This window comes from Sphingomonas sp., from assembly GCF_036677245.1.
Taxonomy (GTDB): Bacteria; Pseudomonadota; Alphaproteobacteria; order Sphingomonadales; family Sphingomonadaceae; genus Allosphingosinicella.
Map to the genome: position 1 here is coordinate 1 of NZ_JAKFCG010000108.1, position 17,782 is coordinate 17,782.

The 17,782-nt window shown below is 65.3% G+C and carries 21 protein-coding genes and 1 pseudogene; 6 read left to right on the plus strand and 16 right to left on the minus strand.

Annotation, left to right across the window (positions count from 1 at the left end; all coding sequences use genetic code 11):
* From V6M48_RS11460 to V6M48_RS11485, 6 genes and pseudogenes are all read right to left on the minus strand, one after another.
* Window positions 1-702: pseudogene (locus tag V6M48_RS11460) on the minus strand (conjugal transfer protein TrbE); the annotation flags it as partial.
* Window positions 703-714: 12 nt separating this feature from the next.
* A complete protein-coding gene (locus V6M48_RS11465) occupies window positions 715-945 on the minus strand; it encodes a VirB3 family type IV secretion system protein (protein WP_332812676.1) in 231 nt (76 codons plus the stop codon).
* A 38-nt stretch (window positions 946-983) separates the two neighbouring features.
* Window positions 984-1,337, minus strand: a complete 354-nt coding sequence (locus V6M48_RS11470) for a TrbC/VirB2 family protein (protein ID WP_017499935.1) — start codon at window positions 1,335-1,337, stop codon at window positions 984-986.
* Window positions 1,334-2,356 (minus strand): P-type conjugative transfer ATPase TrbB, encoded by a 1,023-nt coding sequence (gene trbB, locus V6M48_RS11475; protein ID WP_017499936.1) that lies wholly within the window; start codon window positions 2,354-2,356, stop codon window positions 1,334-1,336. The genes V6M48_RS11470 and trbB overlap by 4 nt, the downstream gene beginning before the upstream one ends.
* On the minus strand, window positions 2,353-2,778 hold the full coding sequence (locus V6M48_RS11480) for a hypothetical protein (protein ID WP_017499937.1): 426 nt from the start codon (window positions 2,776-2,778) through the stop codon (window positions 2,353-2,355). Before V6M48_RS11480 ends, trbB begins: the two co-directional genes overlap by 4 nt.
* 2 nt (window positions 2,779-2,780) lie before the next feature.
* Window positions 2,781-4,808, minus strand: a complete 2,028-nt coding sequence (locus V6M48_RS11485; protein WP_038292469.1) for a conjugal transfer protein TraG — start codon at window positions 4,806-4,808, stop codon at window positions 2,781-2,783.
* Window positions 4,809-5,150: 342 nt separating this feature from the next.
* On the opposite strand from V6M48_RS11485, the gene V6M48_RS11490 reads away from it, so the two are divergent.
* Genes V6M48_RS11490 through V6M48_RS11510 form a run of 5 tightly spaced genes read left to right on the plus strand, consistent with a single transcriptional unit; the run spans window position 5,151 to window position 8,312 of the window.
* Window positions 5,151-5,489, plus strand: a complete 339-nt coding sequence (locus V6M48_RS11490) for a hypothetical protein (protein WP_017499939.1) — start codon at window positions 5,151-5,153, stop codon at window positions 5,487-5,489.
* Window positions 5,490-5,536: 47 nt separating this feature from the next.
* Window positions 5,537-5,860: a helix-turn-helix domain-containing protein gene (locus tag V6M48_RS11495; RefSeq protein WP_246048147.1), complete on the plus strand. Its 324-nt coding sequence runs from the start codon at window positions 5,537-5,539 to the stop codon at window positions 5,858-5,860.
* Window positions 5,861-5,863: 3 nt separating this feature from the next.
* Window positions 5,864-6,874 carry an ImmA/IrrE family metallo-endopeptidase gene (locus tag V6M48_RS11500; RefSeq protein ID WP_017499941.1) on the plus strand — a complete coding sequence of 337 codons (1,011 nt, stop codon included), beginning with the start codon at window positions 5,864-5,866 and terminating at the stop codon, window positions 6,872-6,874.
* 6 nt (window positions 6,875-6,880) lie between these two features.
* Window positions 6,881-7,561: a C1 family peptidase gene (locus tag V6M48_RS11505; RefSeq protein WP_017499942.1), complete on the plus strand. Its 681-nt coding sequence runs from the start codon at window positions 6,881-6,883 to the stop codon at window positions 7,559-7,561.
* Window positions 7,533-8,312, plus strand: a complete 780-nt coding sequence (locus tag V6M48_RS11510) for a hypothetical protein (RefSeq protein ID WP_017499943.1) — start codon at window positions 7,533-7,535, stop codon at window positions 8,310-8,312. The genes V6M48_RS11505 and V6M48_RS11510 overlap by 29 nt, the downstream gene beginning before the upstream one ends.
* Here the strand turns inward: V6M48_RS11510 and V6M48_RS11515 are convergent.
* The 5 genes from V6M48_RS11515 to V6M48_RS11535 form a co-directional block, all read right to left on the minus strand.
* Window positions 8,279-8,983 (minus strand): uracil-DNA glycosylase, encoded by a 705-nt coding sequence (locus V6M48_RS11515; RefSeq protein WP_017499944.1) that lies wholly within the window; start codon window positions 8,981-8,983, stop codon window positions 8,279-8,281. The genes V6M48_RS11510 and V6M48_RS11515 overlap by 34 nt on opposite strands.
* On the minus strand, window positions 8,980-10,158 hold the full coding sequence (locus V6M48_RS11520) for a nucleoside triphosphate pyrophosphohydrolase family protein (protein ID WP_017499945.1): 1,179 nt from the start codon (window positions 10,156-10,158) through the stop codon (window positions 8,980-8,982). Before V6M48_RS11520 ends, V6M48_RS11515 begins: the two co-directional genes overlap by 4 nt.
* Complete coding sequence (locus V6M48_RS11525) at window positions 10,155-10,355, minus strand: hypothetical protein (protein ID WP_017499946.1); 201 nt, start codon at window positions 10,353-10,355, stop codon at window positions 10,155-10,157. Before V6M48_RS11525 ends, V6M48_RS11520 begins: the two co-directional genes overlap by 4 nt.
* A 51-nt stretch (window positions 10,356-10,406) precedes the next feature.
* The gene (gene rlxS / locus V6M48_RS11530) at window positions 10,407-12,371 is read right to left on the minus strand and encodes a relaxase/mobilization nuclease RlxS (protein ID WP_017499947.1); all 1,965 of its coding nucleotides are present in this window, start codon (window positions 12,369-12,371) and stop codon (window positions 10,407-10,409) included.
* Window positions 12,372-13,211: 840 nt separating this feature from the next.
* A complete protein-coding gene (locus V6M48_RS11535) occupies window positions 13,212-13,532 on the minus strand; it encodes a DUF736 domain-containing protein (protein WP_017499949.1) in 321 nt (106 codons plus the stop codon).
* 360 nt (window positions 13,533-13,892) lie between these two features.
* Between V6M48_RS11535 and V6M48_RS11540 the strand changes: the two genes are divergently transcribed.
* Complete coding sequence (locus V6M48_RS11540; protein WP_017499950.1) at window positions 13,893-14,120, plus strand: hypothetical protein; 228 nt, start codon at window positions 13,893-13,895, stop codon at window positions 14,118-14,120.
* Between the two features lie 53 nt (window positions 14,121-14,173).
* Here the strand turns inward: V6M48_RS11540 and V6M48_RS11545 are convergent, their stop codons facing one another.
* The 5 genes from V6M48_RS11545 to V6M48_RS11565 form a co-directional block, all read right to left on the minus strand.
* Window positions 14,174-14,737: a hypothetical protein gene (locus V6M48_RS11545; RefSeq protein ID WP_332812674.1), complete on the minus strand. Its 564-nt coding sequence runs from the start codon at window positions 14,735-14,737 to the stop codon at window positions 14,174-14,176.
* Window positions 14,670-15,137, minus strand: a complete 468-nt coding sequence (locus V6M48_RS11550) for a hypothetical protein (protein WP_017499952.1) — start codon at window positions 15,135-15,137, stop codon at window positions 14,670-14,672. The genes V6M48_RS11545 and V6M48_RS11550 overlap by 68 nt, the downstream gene beginning before the upstream one ends.
* 110 nt (window positions 15,138-15,247) lie before the next feature.
* Window positions 15,248-17,059, minus strand: a complete 1,812-nt coding sequence (locus tag V6M48_RS11555) for a ParB/RepB/Spo0J family partition protein (protein WP_017499953.1) — start codon at window positions 17,057-17,059, stop codon at window positions 15,248-15,250.
* A gap of 85 nt (window positions 17,060-17,144) precedes the next feature.
* Window positions 17,145-17,579 carry a DUF2958 domain-containing protein gene (locus V6M48_RS11560; RefSeq protein ID WP_017499954.1) on the minus strand — a complete coding sequence of 145 codons (435 nt, stop codon included), beginning with the start codon at window positions 17,577-17,579 and terminating at the stop codon, window positions 17,145-17,147.
* Window positions 17,576-17,782, minus strand: a 207-nt coding sequence (locus V6M48_RS11565) for a zincin-like metallopeptidase domain-containing protein (protein ID WP_332812675.1), incomplete at its 5' end; no start/stop codon positions are given. The genes V6M48_RS11565 and V6M48_RS11560, both read right to left, overlap by 4 nt.

Below are 17,782 nucleotides of genomic sequence, written 5' to 3' on the forward strand. Positions count from 1 at the left end.
CAGCCCACCGGCGAGCGGCTGATCCACCAGCAGTGCATCGAGATGCATCGGCGTTTCCGGCACGCGAACGCGCTGGCGATTGTTGGAAACGCAGGAGTGCAGATAAGTGAGCGTCTCGCCGTCATCGAGCCAGTTGGCTTCCGGGACAAAACCCGCGACCAGGTTGAGCACCCGATCGGTGCGGTCGACAAAACTCTTCAGGAGTTCCCACGGATCGATGCCGCTCTTCTCCCGGCCTTCGTAGAGCCAGCTCTCCATCCGTGACACTTCTTCGGCTGGCGGCAGCCAGACCAAGGTGAGGAAATAGCTGCTCTCGAACAAGTCCCCGCTCGGGCGGCGATCGCCCCACTGGAGCGATCCCTGATCGGCCTCACCCTCGAACTGCTTGCACCGCTCGAGGTCGAGCAGTGCTGACGCGGTGTCCGGGAACTGGCTGTCGGGATAGTCGGTGGCTGGATTGCGCTGGGCTTCGACGAAGATCGCCCAGCCAGAGCCGAGACGACGCAGCGCACTGTTCAGCCGCGCCGTCGTGCCGACCAGTTCAGCCGGCGTGGCGGAATCCAGATCGGGGCCGCGAAAGCGCGCCGTCCTTTGGAAACTGCCATCCTTGTTGAGCACCACCCCCGGCGCAACCAGTGCTGCCCAAGGCAGATAGTCGGCAAGGCTGGCGCTCTTCCTGCGGTATTCGGCGAGGTTCATCATGGCAAAAACCTCTCAGCAGCCGAAATGAGCGGGGTAGCGCAGGTGCCGGCGAACCACGTCGACGAATTGCGCGTCGCGTTTCGCGGCCCAGACGGCGGCGAAGTGGCCGATCGCCCAGATGACGAGACCGGCGATCCAGAGGCGGAGGCCTAGCCCAATGGCCCCGGCGAGCGTGCCGTTGGCGATGGCGACCGCGCGCGGCGCGCCGCCGAGCAGGATCGGCTCGGCGAGCGCGCGGTGCATCGGCGCCTCGAAACCCTCGATATGACTGCCGGAGGCGATCACGAGATGAGCGCTCCACCGCCGAAGCTGAAGAAGCTGAGGAAGAAGCTCGACGCCGCGAACGCAATCGACAGGCCGAAGATGATCTGGATGAGGCGGCGGAACCCGCCTGCTGTCTCGCCGAACGCCAGCGTCAAACCGGTGACGATGATGATGATCACCGCGACGATCTTGGCGACCGGACCCTGGACCGACTCCAGCACCTGCTGGAGCGGTTCCTCCCACGGCATGCCCGAGCCGGCGGCCTGCGCGGTGGCGGCGAGCGCAAGCCCGAGGCCGATGGCGGCGCCGGTGAGGAAGATGCTCCGACGATCGGGAATACGGGCAGGAATACGGGACAAGCGCATGGTCATTCTCCTTGGGGTTCGAGGGCGTGGTCGGGAGTAAGGTCGAGGACGGCGTAGCCGCCGTCGGGATCGAGGCCGGCGACGCGCGCGATCGTGTCGACGCGGCGCGCGAGGCCGCGCCCGGCGATGAACACGATCATGTCGATGGCGTCGGCGATCAGCCGGCGCGGAACGGTGACGACGCTTTCCTGCACGAGCTGCTCGAGCCGGTAGAGCGCCGACACTGCCGAATTGGCGTGGACGGTTGCGATGCCGCCCGGATGCCCGGTGTTCCAGGCTTTGAGCATGTCGAGCGCTTCGCGCCCGCGCACCTCGCCAACGACGATGCGATCGGGGCGGAGCCGCAATGTCGAGCGGACAAGATCAGCCATCGTGACGCCGCCGGCTCCGGCAGTGCCAATCGTACGCGTGCGCAGCCCCACCACGTCGGGCGCGGCGCATTGCAACTCACGCGTGTCTTCAATGATGATGACGCGTTCGTCGAGGTGCGCCATCTCGGCGAGCAGCGCGTTGGCAAGCGTCGTCTTGCCCGAACTGGTGCCACCCGCGACCAGGATGTTCTTGCGCTCGACCACGGCCATCGACAGCAGTCGCGCCGTGTCGGCGGGCATGATGCCGTCCCGCACATAGTCGAGCAAAGTGTAGATGCGCGCCGCGGGCTTGCGGATCGAGAAGCACGGCGCGAGGCTGACCGGCGGCAGGATACCCTCGAACCGCTCGCCCGCGCCTTCGCCGTGCGGTGGCAGCTCGGCTGACACGATCGGCGCATTGCCATGAACCTCTGTCCGTGCGTGGCTGGCAACCAGGCGGATGATCCGCTCGACCTGCGCGGGCTCATATTTGGTGCCGGTATCGATCCGGCCTTCGCCGAGTCGATCAAGGCGCAACACGCCGTCCGGGTTCACCATGATCTCGATGACCACCGGATCGGCCAGCGCTGCGGCGATGGTCGGCCCCATCGCGGTGCGCAGCATCGCGCGCCGACGCCCTGCGGAATTATCGGAGCCGAAAAGCGTGTCGCTCATCGCCCACCTCCATTGTCTTTCGCGGAGGCAGCAAGCGTGCGCTGGCCGCTGGCGAGCGCTTCGCCGACGCGGGCAATGAACGCCTCGAAGCGGTCTCGGCCGATCGCACGCGCCGCTTCGTCGGCTTCGGCCAAAGGGGCCTGCACCATCAGTTCATAGCGGATGAACAGCGCCAGGCTCTCGAGCAGCACATGCCCGTCACGCTCGACACGCCCCAGCGCGAGCGACATGCGATCGAGCCGCTGGCTGAACTTGTTCTCCAGCTCGCTCGCCGCCTGCCGGTTGAGCCAGGCGGTGAGCGCGTCGGTGAGGATCGCCGATTTGGACGCGCCGGGCTGGCTCGCCAGCGCCTCGAAGCGGTGGCTCAGATCTTCGGGCAGGAAGAGCTGGTAGCGGACGCGGTTGGGTTTGATCGCGGCCATTGTCAGAAGTCCGGCAGCATGTCGGCGCTGCGACCCTGATTGATCGCGTGAGCGCGGATCAGCGTGCCGGTGGCGCCGGCGCGGTCCATCGCGTGCTTGTCGGCGATCGTGTCGGTGTCGTCGCTGTCCAGGCCGAGCAGGTCGAGCTGCTTTGGCGGCTCGGGTTTTTTGGCGGGTTCTTCGCCGAGGCCGGGGTGGCGCTGCTGTTGCAAGCCGCCGTCCTCATCCGCCTTCGCATCGTCATCGGGCTTGCCGAGCCGGGTATCGGGCGCGCGGACCAGTCCGCTCCAGTCGTTGGGGCGTGCCTGCGGCCGGTCGGGATAGTCTCCGGGCGCGGGCTGCGGCGGCGGTGCGATCCGCTCGCGGAAATTGCGGTCCTCGTAATAGCGCAGCTTCCTCGCGCGGATCGGGGCCATGCCGGAGACAAGGACAAGCTCATCCTTGGGCGGGAGCTGCATCACCTCGCCGGTGGTCAGGAGTGGCCGGGCGGTCTCCTGCCGGCTGACCATGACGTGCGCCAGCCAGGGCGCGAGCCGGTGGCCGGCATAGTTGCGCATCGCGCGCTGTTCGGTGGCGATGCCGAGCGCGTCCGAAATCCGCCGCGCCGTGCGCTCGTCGTTGGTCGCAAACGCGACGCGGACATGGCAGTTGTCGAGGATCGAGTTGTGCTCGCCATAAGCCTTCTCGATCTGGTTCAAGGACTGCGCGATCAGGAAGGCGCGCACTCCATAGCCCGCGAGAAAGGCAAGACTGGTCTCGAAGAAGTCGAGCCGCCCCAATGCCGGGAACTCGTCGAGCATCATCAGGAGCTTGTGCTTGCCCGCCCTGGCGGGATCGGCATCGAGCTTTTCGGTGAGGCGGCGGCCGATCTGGTTGAGCACCAACCGCACCAGCGGCTTGGTGCGGCTGATGTCCGATGGCGGGATGACAAGGTAGAGCGAGACCGGATGGCCGGCCTCGACGAGATCGGCGATCCGCCAGTCGCAGCGCGATGTCACCGCGGCGACGGTCGGGTCGCGATAGAGCCCGAGAAACGACATTGCGGTGGAGAGGACGCCGCTGCGCTCGTTCTCGCTCTTGTTGAGCACCTCGCGCGCCGCCGAGGCGACGACGGGATGGATCTGCGGCGCATCCTTCGTGCCGAGGTGATTGGTGGTCATCATCCGCCGGAGCGTGGCGGTGAACGGCCGCTGCGGGTCCGACAGGAATGTGGCTACCCGTGCGAGCGTCTTTTCTTCCTCCGCATAAAGGACGTGGAGGATCGCGCCGACCAGGAGCGAATGGGAGGTTTTCTCCCAGTGGTTGCGCCGTTCGAGCGCGCCTTCGGGATCGACCAGGATGTCGGCGATGTTCTGGACGTCGCGGACCTCATGCTCGCCGCGCCGGACCTCCAGCAGCGGGTTGTATTTGGCGGAAGCGGGATCGGTCGGATTGAACAGCAGGACGTGGGAGAAGCGCGCGCGCCAGCCGGCGGTGAGCTGCCAGTTCTCGCCCTTGATGTCGTGAACCACGGCGCTGCCGGTCCAGCCAAGCAGTGTCGGTATGACCAGCCCGACGCCCTTGCCCGAACGGGTTGGCGCGAACGCCATGATATGTTCGGGGCCGTCATGCCGGAGATAGCGGCCGCGCGAGCGGCCCAGGAATACGCCGGCATCACCGTAAAGGCCGGCCCGCTCGATCTCGTTCGGCCTGGCCCAGCGCGCCGAACCATAGGTGGTGACGTGACGCGACTGCCGCGCGCGCCAGAGCGAGCCTGCGATCGCCGCGCCGCAGCCGATGAAACCGCTCGCGCCGGCGAGCGCGCCGGCCTTGTCGAAAACATGCGGCGCATAGGCATCGTAGTGATACCACCAGGGGAAGAGCGCCCAGGGACGATAGACCGGCGTGCTTCCAGCCATGAACCAGGCCGGACCAAGTTCGGGCTGGTAGGCGAGCATCGCCGCCGCCCATTGGGTCGCCGCCCAGAGGCCCGCGATCACGATTGCGAACACGACAAGGATCTGGCCGATGAGCAATTTGGTCGGGGTCACGTTGAAGCTCCCGCCCATACCGCCGGATGCGGTCGGGGCGCGGCTTCAAGACTCGGCTATGGGCCGCCCGAAATGAACGGAGCCGCTGGGGGCTGGTGGGTGACCGAAGGAGATCACTCGTCGGCGACTGACTCAATATTCCAGCTCTGTTCTTTTGATCGAGCTATGACCCGAGTTGATGATTCTGCCCTGTCGTTGTCCCTCGAGGTGGCACTGACCACCACACCGCACCGCCGATGACCCGCTACACCCTGCAAAAATCCGAGCTGCAAATTCGGGCTTGCGTGTCGGATTATCAGACATTATATCGCATTTAATGTAGTGAAATCGTGCGAGGCATGCATGGCGACAATCGCTCCTCCGCAGCCCGCGGCAACCGCGTTTCCCAAAGCCGACGCCATTAGGGCGTTGGTCGACGAACTGCTGCAAGTGGCCAGGGCTGAGGCACAGGTGCGCGGAATTGCCCTGCCTCCGGAAAACCCGAAGATCATCCAGGCGCCCGTGCCACTCGACTCCTTGTCCGTGGTCGACACGCTTTGCGCGGTGGAGCAGGTCCTCGACATCGAGCTTCGCGACAGCATCGTCCGCACCGGCGGCTACAATTCGATCGAGAAGGCGATTGACGACCTCCTCCCTAAGATCGAACGCGTCTGGGTTAAGAAGAAAGGGTCGAAGCCATGACCAATCTCGCACTCCGCCAGGAAGGCGACGAGCAGGAGCGGCGGCGCTTGGGCGACCGTCTGCGCGAAGCACGGAAATATCTCGGCCTCAAGCAGGAAGAAGTTGCTGCCTATCTCAAGATTCCCCGGACCGCGCTTACCGATATCGAGAATGGCCAGCGCCGCGTTGAAGCGATCGAACTGACGCGGCTTGCCCGTCTTTACCGCCAGTCGGTGGCCTATTTTACCGGCGAAGACGAGGCCTCCGCGAGCCTTCCCGCCGATGTCGCCCATCTGGCGCGACGCGTTGCGGCCTTGTCGACTGAGGACCGGGCCGAGCTGAGCCGGTTTGCCGAATATCTCCGCTCGCGGTCTGGCGGCGAACGGAGCTGATCGATGGCGTCGGATTATGCGAGCGCGGTTCGCGCTGGTACGATGGCAGCGGGCCGCCTGCATCGCGAACTCGATACGCGCGCACTGATCGAGACCCAAGGCGGCAGCGTCGATGTCTTCGGCGCGATCCATGCCGTGGGTCTACCCTTGCTGCTTCGTCCTCTGAAAGGCCTGCTCGGCGCCTATCTCAGCGCACCTGCTCCTGGCGTTCTCGTCACGACGGAACGACCGATGAGCATCCAGCGCTTCACGGCCGCGCACGAACTCGGGCATTTTTCGATGCGACACGAGCCGAGCCTCGACGATGAGAGCATCCTGCGCCGGATGCCGATGTCGCCCGAACCGGGAAACAACTTCGAGGAAACCGAAGCCGACGCCTTTGCGATCGCCTTCATGATGCCGAAATGGCTGGTGCTCGCGCACAGCGCGCGACAAGGATGGCAGATCGATCATTTCCGGCGCCCCAATGTCGTCTATCAGCTCTCGCTGCGGATCGGCGCCAGCTATGAGGCGACGTGCCGCACCCTGGTTCGCTACAATCTGATTTCGCCATCGGTGATGACCGACCTGCTCCGGACGCAGCCGCGCAGCCTGAAGGTCGATCTCCTCAAGGACTATCGGCCCGACAACTATCGCGGCGACGTCTGGCTGCTGACCGAGCGCGATGCCGGCTCGCGGATCGATGGCAGTCGCAATGATCTTTTCGTGCTGCAGCTCGAAGAACATAGCGGCGGTGGGTATCTCTGGGATCTCGACCAACTGATCGCCAGCGGCTTCGCCGTCGTTCGAGACGAGCGTGAGGCAATCGACGGCGATGGCATCGGTGGTCCCGTTGTCCGCCGTGTCACCGCGGCGCCCGATGCGCCGCGGCGCGGCCGCATGTCGCTCGACGAGCGGCGGCCGTGGCAGCCTGCGCCGGCCCTCACCAGCCTGACGCTCGATTTCGACCTCACCGGCCCGGAACAGACGGGCCTGTCGCGCGCCGAACGGCGGCACCTGCTCGAGGCCGCCTGACGCCCCATGATCGATATCGTCCGTGACCTTCGGCCGCTGTTCGGGCCTGCGCGCGATCAAGGCGCGCGGCCGACATGCCTCGCATTCGCCGCGAGCGACACCCACGCCGGGCTTCGCGACGGCTGGGCACCGCTGTCGTGTGAATTCGCCTTTTATGCCGCGCAGAAACGGGCGGGCAGACCGCCGACGAGCGGCGCACTGCTATCCACAATGCTGGACGCGCTACGGCTCGATGGCCAACCCGACGAGAAAGGCTGGCCGTATCTGGCAGCGGTTCCAGCCGATCATCGACTGTGGACGCCGCCGGCGACCGTTGGCCCGCTCTATGGCCGCAACGGACAGAGGGATGGAACCGACCTGTCATCCATCCTTGCCGCGCTGGATCGTGACACGCCGGTGCTCATGCTGACGATGCTGTCACGGTCTTTCTTCCAGCCGCGCGGTGATGGCGTCGTCGATCCGGCGAACGACGAACTCCCCGAGCCAGCGCAACGGCACGCGGTCGTCGCGGTCGGGCATGGAACCGTGGACGGCACCCCGGCCATTCTCATCCGCAACAGCTGGGGACCAGGTTGGGGCTTGGAAGGCCACGCCTGGCTTACTGAGCGCTTTCTAGCGCCGCGCCTTTTCGCCACGGCAAATTTGACGGAGGAAGTCGATGTATCTTCCCATACCGCCGCAGCCTGACTGCGTTGCTGGCTGGCGCGAGGCGGTCCGGCTCGTCGACCTCGCCACCGGACACCAGGCGCAGAATGTCGTCATCTCCGTGGCCGAGCCGACTGCGCGCGCAACACTCGCCGATCCCGTCGTGGCGGAAGTCGATGCCTTCCTTTCGGGCCATGGCAAGAAGCCCATCGAGACGGTCGCCAACACGATTTTTCCGGCAGCGCTGTACAGGCGCTACGGCGCGCCGCAATTCTTCGACCGGTTTCGCGACAACGTGCTGCCGAAGGTCCGGAGGTCGGGCGCTTGGTCGGGCTATTATTTCGAACGGATGATGGAATTGCCCCGCGCCGACGGCCAGCCAATCAATCAAATCTGGGGCATCGTCGAGCGCCTGCGCAACCCGAACGTCCGAGCGCTCAACAAATTCGAACTGCTGATCTTCGACCCCGCCCGCGACGTGAATGACTCGCCCTACGGCGGTCAGTGCCTGAGCTTTGCCAGTCTCAAGCTGATCGGCAAGGGCGACGATCGTCGCCTCGGCATGACCGCGCTCTACCGCAATCACTACTATATCGAAAAACTGCTCGGCAATCTGATCGGCCTCGGCCGTCTGCTCGAATTCATCGCCAAGGAAGGCGGGGTCGCGCTGGGTCCGCTCACGATCGTCTCGACCAACGCCACGGTCGACACCGCCAACTGGAACCGCGGCGATCTTAAGCAACTCTTTGAACGCTGCGATCAGGCGAGCGCACATCTCCGTGCTGCGGCGTGAGGCGCGCCCAACGGCAGTTCTAGCGGCTCATCGTTGTCATCCGCGACACCGTACAGGCTGAACATGCCCTCGATGAACTCGCGCTGCCCGCCGTAGCTCGGATGGCGGACCGCGGTGGTCGGAATGTCGAGACCGTCCAGCGCCAGGTGAGCGTCGCGCCCGATCGCGACGATCTGGCGGGGCCGGATCATTGACACGAGGGCTTGCAATATCGGCCAGGTCGCCTCGCGCTCGCTTCGCGTGTGGCATCGGTTCGACATCGGATCATCCGCTTCATGGGGATGGAACGGGAAAACGTTCCAGAGCATGACAGGCTGACCGATCCGCTCTAGCACACGCCAGACGATCGCCGCGGTGCGCTCCGCCACGGCGGGTCCCTGCGTCGCACGTTCAAATGCGATGCCGCCCATCAGCGTGCCGGCATGTCCGAGGTGAATTTCGTCGGTCAGCGGTACGCCCGTACGCCGCCCCCCGCGATAGCCGAGATCACGCGCGATCCAGATCGTTTCGACGCGATGATCAAGCGCCGCGGTGAGCAGCATTTCGAGATTGTCGCGGCGCCGGGCGGCGGCGTCGCTGCGGTCATGGACCGTGCAGCGATCGCGCCAGGGATTGAACACTGAGGGAAGTTCGGTCGCCGCCAGGGTGGACACAAAGGATTTCGGGGTCATGACGGCAATTCCTTGATACGCAGGCGGCGATTGGCGAAGTCGATCAGGACGCGGCCGCGCCGATGCTCCTGAAGGAAGCGGAAAGCCGTATAGCCCTGGAGGATCGCTTCCTCCCAAAGCCACAGCGGACAGCGTTCTGATTCGTAGCCGGCGACGAACTGGCGGACATGCTTCAGCATGTCCAGCGGAAGGCCACCGCGCTTCACGTTTTCAAAGTACCGGAGTTGCTGCGCTTGTCCGAAAATCCAGGAAGTTATGCCCTCTTCGATGAGAATCGCCCGAGCACCGTCTTCGGCGTCGTCGAGTTTCGGATCGCTCTTGCGCTTGAGACGGAGCAGCGCACGCAGCACTGGCGACCAGCCAAGCACCGCGACATAAGCGTAGTGAAAGACATCGTGGAAACGATAGTCGTCGGGTTCGAGCGCGTTGTCGGTGAGCCGGTCGCCGACATACACACCGCTTGAGCGTTGATACACGAATGTCTGCCCGCGAACGGTGCGTTCATAGACGTCGATCGCCATCCGCCGCGGCAATTGCTCTTCTGGGTCGAGCGCCGCATCGGTCGGCGCCGGATAGATGCGCTCGCGCGGCCAGCGATCGAAGATCTTGTGAAGATTCTTCACGGCGGCAGCCTCGATGGTAACACCGGATTCGTTTGCCGCCTGGATCAACCGGCGCATGACCGCGACCAGCCGGCCCGCGAGTGCTTCGCGGTCCTTCGCAAGACCGCCCGCCTGGAAATCGTTGATGAGCAGCCCAACGTCGCCTGCCAGCGCGAGCAGGCTATGCTCGAACTGCGGCATCGGTGCCTTGGCAAGCGGAATGTGCTGCGGCTGCAGCGCATGGAAACTGAGCGTTTCGTTGCCGCCCGTCTGCCATTGTCCGCCGTTTGTCGCCGCGGCGGCAGCGATGTCGCTGAGCGCCATGCGGCTGCGCCGTGCGATCGCCGCCAGATACCAAAGGACGTCACCAAGCTCTTCCGCGACGGCGTGAGCGTAACCCAGGTAGGAGGCATCGTCGCGCTGCTTTTTCTTGGCCTCACTGAGCAAGCTGCCGACTTCGCCGAAAAGGCCAAGCATCGAGAAGCCCAGTGCGCGGCCACCGCTGCGTTGATCAGTCCGCGCGGCCTGCTTCGCATAATCCGCAACAGTGAGAGCTTCGAAATCCTCGCTCATCGCCTGCCCTTCCGGCGATCCGATATCGCGTCTGCGGGGACGCTCACGCCATAGGCTTCAAGTGCCCGCAGTACGATCATCCGGATCGGCTCGCGGGAATCGAGCGACCGTTGACCGAGATCGCGTTTCGTAACGGCAGGAATCTGCACCTGAAGATGCTCGTCGCCGACATCGGTTTGCGCTGCGATATTTTTCATGAATCCATGAAAACATAATTTCATGAAAATAGAAAGCCCGAATCCTCCGGATCAGGAGACGCTCGGCCCGCTGCGCTGCCGCCCGAGTGTCCAGTTGATCCCGCCGTCGCGCATGATGCCCGAGACCGATTTACCGACATGGCGATCGAGAACAGAGCGCCACGGCACCAGCGTGAAATCGCGCGACCGTTCGATGAGCGCATGGCGACCACTCGTCATCTCGACTGCGCGCACGAGCCTGCCTTGAACAGCCTCCCCCTCTCTGGCCTCGGCGAACGGAACGCCTAACTTGTCGGAGAGCTGGCGGGCGACACGCAGCAATTCTCGCCGCTGGAGCGCGGCGAGCATCCCTCGCCGATAGACCGTCTGCCCATCCTGTTCGTCTGCAAGCTGTTCGGTGATCAGCCATTGCCGTCGCATCGCCTGCGCTGAACGAACCTCGTGCCCGAACCCAGCATCGCGCACTGGCACCGGCGCTTCGGCGACCAGCTCGCGATCGAGCCAGGTCGCGGCATCGGTTCCCGGTAATTTGTCGAGCGGGATCGCCGACAGGGTTTCAATGGCAACGGGGTGGTCGCGGAACTGCATGGCTTCGAACCTCTCGACCCTGGCGAGATGGTCCGGCGCGATGATCCAGCTTCCGTCGGGCTCGCGCTCGACGACGCCCGAGATTTTTCGCATCGCTTCAAGCCGCCGGACATGCGTTTCGGCGAAGCGTTCGCTGGCGGTCGGATCGTGCTTCAGATGGGCGTCGATCGAATAGCGCCCGCCGTTCGCCGCCGCGATCTCGTCGATCGTCCGATCGACGGCGCGAATGCCGCCCTCGCGTGGCGCGATCCGGACGATGGCATTTTCGGGGATCGTGTCGACCAGCTCGCCCTTGCCGATCTCGGCATAATGGGTGCGCCCGTCGATGCCGTCGACCAGCAGATAATGACGGTCTTCATGTTCGTCGGCGAGCCCGCGCATCACGACGCGGCCGATGATCGGCGTCGCCTCCTTCGCGACCGGGTCGTAGATGACGCGATCGACCGCAGCACGATCGAGCTTCCGCGCGGTCAGCTCGCGCTGCATGGTGCGGATGATGTCGCCGCGCTCGCCGATCTGGCGCAGTGTGTTCGCAAGGTCGGGCTCAAGCCGCCAGGTGCCGTTGCCGACATGCGAGGCGAGTCCCATGCGCCCGAGTTTCTGCAGGCGACCGACGCGAAGCGATTGCTGGAAGGGATCGCCATCGCTCGCGCTGACCAGCCGCGCGGTATCCATGTCGCGGATCAGCCGTCTGTCGATCGCGGTCAGCCGCTCGGCACCCGTATCGCTGCGAAGCCGCTCTTCGATTTCAAGGTCGGTGCGCGGCCCCAGGTCGAGGTTGACGATCTCGATCGCCCGCTGCCGGCTCCCGTGCGAGATATACTCGCGCGCGATCAGCAGATTCTCACCCCGATCGTTTACGCCGCGCACCACGATATGCGTGTGCGGATGGCCGGTATTGAAATGGTCGACCGCCACCCAATCGAGCTTTGTCCCAAGATCCTGCTCCATCTGCGTCATCAGCCGGCGCACGAACGGCTTCAAGTCGGGATACTGGTCGGCGTCCTCGGCCGACACGATGAACCGGAACTGGCGGCGGTCGCCGTCACACCGTTCGAGGAACGCCTTGCCATCGGCGACGTCGCTGTCGGGCGAGTAGAGCGCACCAGCCTCGCCCTCACGGGTCACGCCGTCGCGCTGAATATAGCGAAGGTGCGCCTTCGCACCGCCCATGCCTTTCCCGCCAAGGCCGACAGGCCGTATCTTGACGATCACGCGGCGCGACCGGAACGCGCCCAATCGGTCGCGCGATCTGAGCACCCGCGCAACACTCGCGCCGCGCCCGATCCGGCTGCCGTCGAAACGGCCGCGCCTGCCCGTTTTCATGCCGGCCCGCTTTGCCGCTTTCACGACGCGGCTCAGGTAGCGCTGCTCCTTGCCCCGGCCGCGCATCCGGCCCAGCTGCGGTTCGAACTCATCATCGCGCATAGCGGCGTCCTTCCATGCCGGAATGACGCTCCCCGCCGATAAGAATGGCGCGTCCTCGCCAGAGCGCAAGGAGTCTCGCGATTGGGATCGGAAAAGCCCAGAAAACCGCCACTCCTGGTAACCCTGTCTCGCACTCAAAGGGCGAGTCTCGCAAAAGCCTTCAAAAAACGATGTGCAGACAAACACTTACAAAATCGCGAGATTTTGCCTCTATCTTGCCATCGAGCCCGACTGCCACCTGCCGCCCCAGACGCCCGCTTTGCCTTCCCGCCTTCCCGATCAAAAAAGGGGAGCGGCGCCATGCGGCACCACTCCCGCGAACCTGCCCCTTCAACAGCGCATCGCCTTATTGCCAGCCTGCCTGTTCGGCCTGACGCAGCGCCCGATTGCACCGCTTCAGCCTCTTCTCAGCGGCCCTTAATTCGGCTTCGATCTGCCGCCGTTCTCCCGCGTCATCGCACCATGAAAGCTCCGCGCGAAGCTCCTCGATCTGTTGTTCAACCGACATCTCATCCTCCTGATACAAGCGAAAGATGAGCCATCGCCCGGCGGGGAGCGGGCGGGGTCAACCACCGCGCAGCGGCCGCGAAGCGGGCGACGGGGGAGCCGATTTTCTCGTCGCCGGAGTGGAGCGAAGCGGAACGCAGGTGGCGTGAAAATTGGGGGAACCGTCGATGGTTGAGGCGGTCCGTTCGCCGCCGGATACTCGGTGCTTGCTGAGCGGATTTCTTCCTCTCTGCAGGCCCGCAAGCGCGTTCCGGTGCAGGAAAAGGCCCACGCCAAGCCCTCAAGGCATGAGGAAAGCCCCGCGCCGGGTGACCGGCGCGGGGCCGATCCGGCTCAGTCGCCGGGGTTCCAGATAACGGCGAACGCGTCGTCGTCGTCCTGCCCGGCGGCGCGGCCGAGATTGGCGTAGAGGGTGCGGCCGCCAAGTTCGGGGGCCGACATGGCGAGGCGGACATATTCGCGCTGGCTCACCTCGCCGGTGCGGATCCAGCCGCCGCCCAGTTCGACGCCGTTCGACAGCACGCGGTAGTCGGGCTGGTCCCCGGTCTTACTGCGGTTGGGGATGATGGCGATCTCGGCATTGACCGAAAGCGTCTTCAAGGCGCCCCGGAACGAACCGTCGTTCTGGCGCTGGACATGACCGATTGAGGGCATTTCTCGTCTCCTTGCACATTCGCCCGACCCGATGCCGGGCGATGGGCGGACCGAAGGGACGGCCCTTGAGCGCGCTGCGAACCGCAGGCCGAAGCGAAGCGGAGGACCGGAAGCGCGGGGCTGATTTGGAGCGAAGCGGCCGCGAGGAGCGCCGCCAAAGCGGCGCGGGGAAATCAGTTCCGCGCGATGGTTTCGCGAGGCGCGCGGCCGTCCCAGGTCATGCGCCCAAGGAGCCGGCGACGGGTTGGTGAGACACGAAAGGACGAGATGCGCGCGCGGACAGGAAGCCCAGTCCGGCGTCTTTCCGGGAAGCCATGATTGCTTTCGCGGCCACGAGGCCGCGGCTATAGCCTCACGGCGATGAACGAAGGAACGACGATTGCGGGGCAGATCGAACGGCTGATCGTGCGGCTGGACGGCGCGGCGGTGTGCGATGCCTGCGTGACTGACCGGCTCAACCTGTCGGTTACCGCACAGGCCAATGTCGTCACCTGCGCGCTCGGCGGCACGCGCGGATTCGAGCGGCAGAAGGACGAATGCACGTTATGCGGAAGCGCCCGGACGGTGATCCGCCGCACCGCCCGGTAGGTCAGGCGGCAGGGGTTTTCGGCACGCGAGCGCGCAGTGCGGCGCGATTTGGGCTAGTTGCCGTCGCCCGCGAGCGCGCGCGACAGCGCCTCGTTGGTCGCGTCGATCTCGATGCGGTCTGCGAAAATCGCGCACCAGCCGCCACCGAACTCCCCGATGCGGGGCTTGGAACAGGTCATGGCCCATTCAAAGCCGATCGGCCCCTTGGCGAGCGTTTCGGGGCAACATCGCTGGATCACCACCGCGATGGCAGCGGCATCGAAATCGTCCATGCTGGCGAAACACACGATCCGCGCGGATGGATCGTCGGGGCAGGTTTCAGCGATGAAATCGGCTCCGATGGTGGGAAATTCGGGATCGTTGAACGCCTCGCGAAACCCGCTCCACCGCGCGTTCGCATCGTCCGGCGGAAAGGCTGCGAGCAGCGCCGCGCTCGGCGGATCGGGCGCGTCGTCATTCGCTAGCGCGTAGCCAGCGTTTGCGACTTCCTCGATCAGCGCGCACTCGGCGGCGGTGCAGCGAAAGGCGAAGCTGCCCTGAATCCAGATGTCAGCCATTGCTCGCCTCCTCCCGTTCGGGCGTGATGACAAGCGGGGGCACCGCGAAGTCGGCCGCATCGAAATGCGCGATGATCGCCGCATAGCTGCCCAATCGCTCGGCGGTGCAGCGCCCCATGAGGATATAGTCGTCCTCGTCGGCAGCGTAGCTTTGCGGTTCGCCGCTGCCGGTGAACACGGTGCGTTCCGCACCCCACTGGCAGGCATAGGCGCCCGACCAGCGCGCGAAGAAAAGCCCATGCGCGATGCAGAAGGCTTCGAGTCCCTCGAACCGCCCCCAGGCGACCTCGTGCGCCATGAGCGCCAAGGGCTCGCCCTCGGGCAGATCGCCGAGCGCGAAGGGTTCGCCGTCCCATTCGGTGGACAGCCCTTCGTTCGCGATGGCCTCGGCGAAGGCGGGAAGCTGGCTGGCGGGGAGCGTCCCGCCGATGGTGATGGATGCCGAAACACGGTCGGCCATGACAAGTCTCCTGTCTGAAATCCGCGCCGCGAGGGCCGCTTGCGGCCGAGCGGCGCGGCGATTTTATGGGGGACGGAACGGGCGGCGGGTGCGCCGCCGCCCGTCCAGTTTCATGCGGCTTCGCGCTCGGGCTGTTCCTGCGGCTCGGCCTTGGCAGGGGCCGGAAGCGCAATCACCGCGCCGGGGCCGGTCGGTTCCGGCTCGCGGTCGGGGCGCGCCGCGAGCACCTTGGCATGAGCCGCGACGGTGCCGACGCCGCCGCGCGCCGTATAGGTAGCGGGCGGGAACGCCATCCATTTCGGCACCCAACCCTCGACCTTGGGCCGCCCGTTCGCACCCTCCAGATGGTCGCGGACGATGCGCTTCAAGACCTTGCCCGGTTCCTTCGCATTGGCGGCGGCGACAGGTTCGCCCGCCACCTCGGCGACGATGCGGGTCAGCACCTCCTTGTCGCGGACACACTCGAAAAAGGCGTCGTCGGCCTGCCAGTAGCGGGCCATATCGACGCCGATCTCGCCGCCGACCGCCTCGATGGCGGCGCTGCCGCTGGCGAGCGTTTCGCCCATGACGATGACGATCACGTCCATTACGGCGCGGTCGGGCACGTCGAGCAAGCGCAGGAACACGCCGACCAGTCCGAAGTCGTCGCCGTTGCCGCCTGTGACGGTCGGTTCCTCGGGCGAGAAGCCGAGAAGGTCCAATACGGCGCGGCGCTTCGCGTCGAAGTCGGTTTCCGCGCGGCAAGTTTCGACGCTTTCGCGCACATCGTCGTTGCGCGCGGTCTGCGGCTCGGGCTTGACCGTCCACAGTGGCGACCCGACGATGACATGGGCGACCATCAAGCGCAGCGCGACCTTGGGATGACGGGTCAGCGAGGCGCGGACAGCGGCATGACGGTGCAGGTTGATATAGGTCTGCATCGTGCTCGTCACTTCGGGGCGCGGCACTTTGGGGCCGGTTTCGATTGCCTCGCCGCGTTCGAGCCGCTTGGCCTCCTTGCTCGTCACATAGCCTTCGTGGACCTCGACCTCGCCGCTTTCGCGCACATCTATATACACGCGCCCGCCCTTGCGCTTGGGTGCCTTGGCGAACTCATAGCGGTAGAAATATTCGCCGGGCGGGACGATCACCACGTCGAACCATCCGGCATCCAGATAGTCCTCCTTGCGCGCGTCGATTACGGCGTTCTGCGCGGTCCAGAACGCGTCGGCATCTGCAAAATAGCGGTCTTCGCCGAACAGATCGGCGACGATCGCAAGGCCGCTCGCATCGACGTCGAACAGGGCATGTTCGACCTTGATCGACTGCCCGCCGAACAGCCATGCCTTCAATTGCTGGCCGGTCGGGCAATAGGCGTCGTCATCGTCGTAGAGCGCCAGCCATGCCTTCTGCTGCTGCTTGCTCGCCAGCGTCAGATGCCGGACGGTCGCCGCGTTGATCTTCTCCTTGCGGTAAAGATCGCGGATGCGCGGAAGCAGGTTGCCGAGCGCTAGGATACGCTTCACGCCAAGCTCGGGAATGCCGAACGTCGCGGAGATATCCGCAATGTCGCGGCCCTCCTTGACCAGCCGTGCGAAGGTTTCCCATCGCGTCACCTCGTCGGGATCGAGCCGGGTGTTCTCGAGAAGCGATGCCTCGATGGCGTCGGCGTCGTCCCCGGCGTCGAGGATGGCGACGGGAAGCGGGCCGTGGTCGATGCCCTCGACAAGCGCGATGGCGTTCGCCGTCCAGCGCCGCCGCCCGGCGACGATTTCGTGGACGCCATTATCGTTGCCCGCCTGCGGGCGCACGATCAGCGGCACGATGACACCGCGCTTGCGGATCGAGGGCAGAATGTCGCCCACGTCCGGGGGCTTGGGTCCGTGCCGCATGTTCACCTTGGACGGAACCAGCTTGCTATGGTCGATAAAGTCGAGTTTCATTGGTCTGCTCCTTCTGGAGCGCCGGTCCCGTTTGTCTTGCTGGATGGGCGGGACCGGCACTCAATGCGGCGAAACGCGCCGCGCGTCATCCGGCCCCTCGATCATCAAGAGGCGGCGGAAGCTCGTTGCCGTTCCGGCTATCGGTGATGCGGCGAAGTTCGGCTTCGGCCAGAACGATTGCACCCATGCGCCGCGCGGTATCGGACCATAGCGAAAGCGGGGCCAGCGGCTCGAAATGCTCGTCGCGCTCGATGAACAGGCCGAAGGGCAAGCGGACGCCCGCAATCTCGGTAAGCGAGAACACGCCCATTTCCGGGCATCCGAACCCCAAGTCGGCGAGGCCGAACAGCGTGTCTCCATCGTCGTAAAGCTCGGTGGCGATCCACGTCGCCGCGCCGACCGGATTGAAGAATTTGACCACCGGGAACGGGTCGAACCGTTCGTCGCGCTGCTCGTGGAGGCGGCTGGCGCGCGCATTCGCGCGCAGCGCCGAAAGGATCGCATGGGGGAGCGTAATCATGCCGCTTCCCTCCCTTCGTCCTGCGTCTCGGCGTAGCGGGCAAGCAGCCAATCGGCGGCCTTGCTCGCCTGACTGGCCGCGCGAAAGATCGCGCGATTGTCCTCGCGCAGCACGTCGAGCCATGATGCCAGATAATCGGCGTGACGAACGGTCGGCACGATGCCGAGCGCGGCGCAAAGGAAGGCCGATCCCATCTCGGCGAT

Excerpts from the sequence above, each read along its gene's own strand:
- V6M48_RS11465 (WP_332812676.1), bottom strand. The coding sequence starts at position 945 with ATGCACCGCGCGCTCGCCGAGCCGATCCTGCTCGGCGGCGCGCCGCGC.
- V6M48_RS11470 (WP_017499935.1), bottom strand. The coding sequence starts at position 1,337 with ATGACCATGCGCTTGTCCCGTATTCCTGCCCGTATTCCCGATCGTCGG.
- trbB (WP_017499936.1), bottom strand. The coding sequence starts at position 2,356 with ATGAGCGACACGCTTTTCGGCTCCGATAATTCCGCAGGGCGTCGGCGC.
- V6M48_RS11480 (WP_017499937.1), bottom strand. The coding sequence starts at position 2,778 with ATGGCCGCGATCAAACCCAACCGCGTCCGCTACCAGCTCTTCCTGCCC.
- V6M48_RS11490 (WP_017499939.1), top strand. The coding sequence starts at position 5,151 with ATGGCGACAATCGCTCCTCCGCAGCCCGCGGCAACCGCGTTTCCCAAA.
- V6M48_RS11500 (WP_017499941.1), top strand. The coding sequence starts at position 5,864 with ATGGCGTCGGATTATGCGAGCGCGGTTCGCGCTGGTACGATGGCAGCG.
- V6M48_RS11505 (WP_017499942.1), top strand. The coding sequence starts at position 6,881 with ATGATCGATATCGTCCGTGACCTTCGGCCGCTGTTCGGGCCTGCGCGC.
- V6M48_RS11510 (WP_017499943.1), top strand. The coding sequence starts at position 7,533 with ATGTATCTTCCCATACCGCCGCAGCCTGACTGCGTTGCTGGCTGGCGC.
- V6M48_RS11515 (WP_017499944.1), bottom strand. The coding sequence starts at position 8,983 with ATGACCCCGAAATCCTTTGTGTCCACCCTGGCGGCGACCGAACTTCCC.
- V6M48_RS11520 (WP_017499945.1), bottom strand. The coding sequence starts at position 10,158 with ATGAGCGAGGATTTCGAAGCTCTCACTGTTGCGGATTATGCGAAGCAG.
- V6M48_RS11525 (WP_017499946.1), bottom strand. The coding sequence starts at position 10,355 with ATGAAAAATATCGCAGCGCAAACCGATGTCGGCGACGAGCATCTTCAG.
- rlxS (WP_017499947.1), bottom strand. The coding sequence starts at position 12,371 with ATGCGCGATGATGAGTTCGAACCGCAGCTGGGCCGGATGCGCGGCCGG.
- V6M48_RS11535 (WP_017499949.1), bottom strand. The coding sequence starts at position 13,532 with ATGCCCTCAATCGGTCATGTCCAGCGCCAGAACGACGGTTCGTTCCGG.
- V6M48_RS11540 (WP_017499950.1), top strand. The coding sequence starts at position 13,893 with ATGAACGAAGGAACGACGATTGCGGGGCAGATCGAACGGCTGATCGTG.
- V6M48_RS11545 (WP_332812674.1), bottom strand. The coding sequence starts at position 14,737 with ATGCGGCCGACTTCGCGGTGCCCCCGCTTGTCATCACGCCCGAACGGG.
- V6M48_RS11550 (WP_017499952.1), bottom strand. The coding sequence starts at position 15,137 with ATGGCCGACCGTGTTTCGGCATCCATCACCATCGGCGGGACGCTCCCC.
- V6M48_RS11555 (WP_017499953.1), bottom strand. The coding sequence starts at position 17,059 with ATGAAACTCGACTTTATCGACCATAGCAAGCTGGTTCCGTCCAAGGTG.
- V6M48_RS11560 (WP_017499954.1), bottom strand. The coding sequence starts at position 17,579 with ATGATTACGCTCCCCCATGCGATCCTTTCGGCGCTGCGCGCGAATGCG.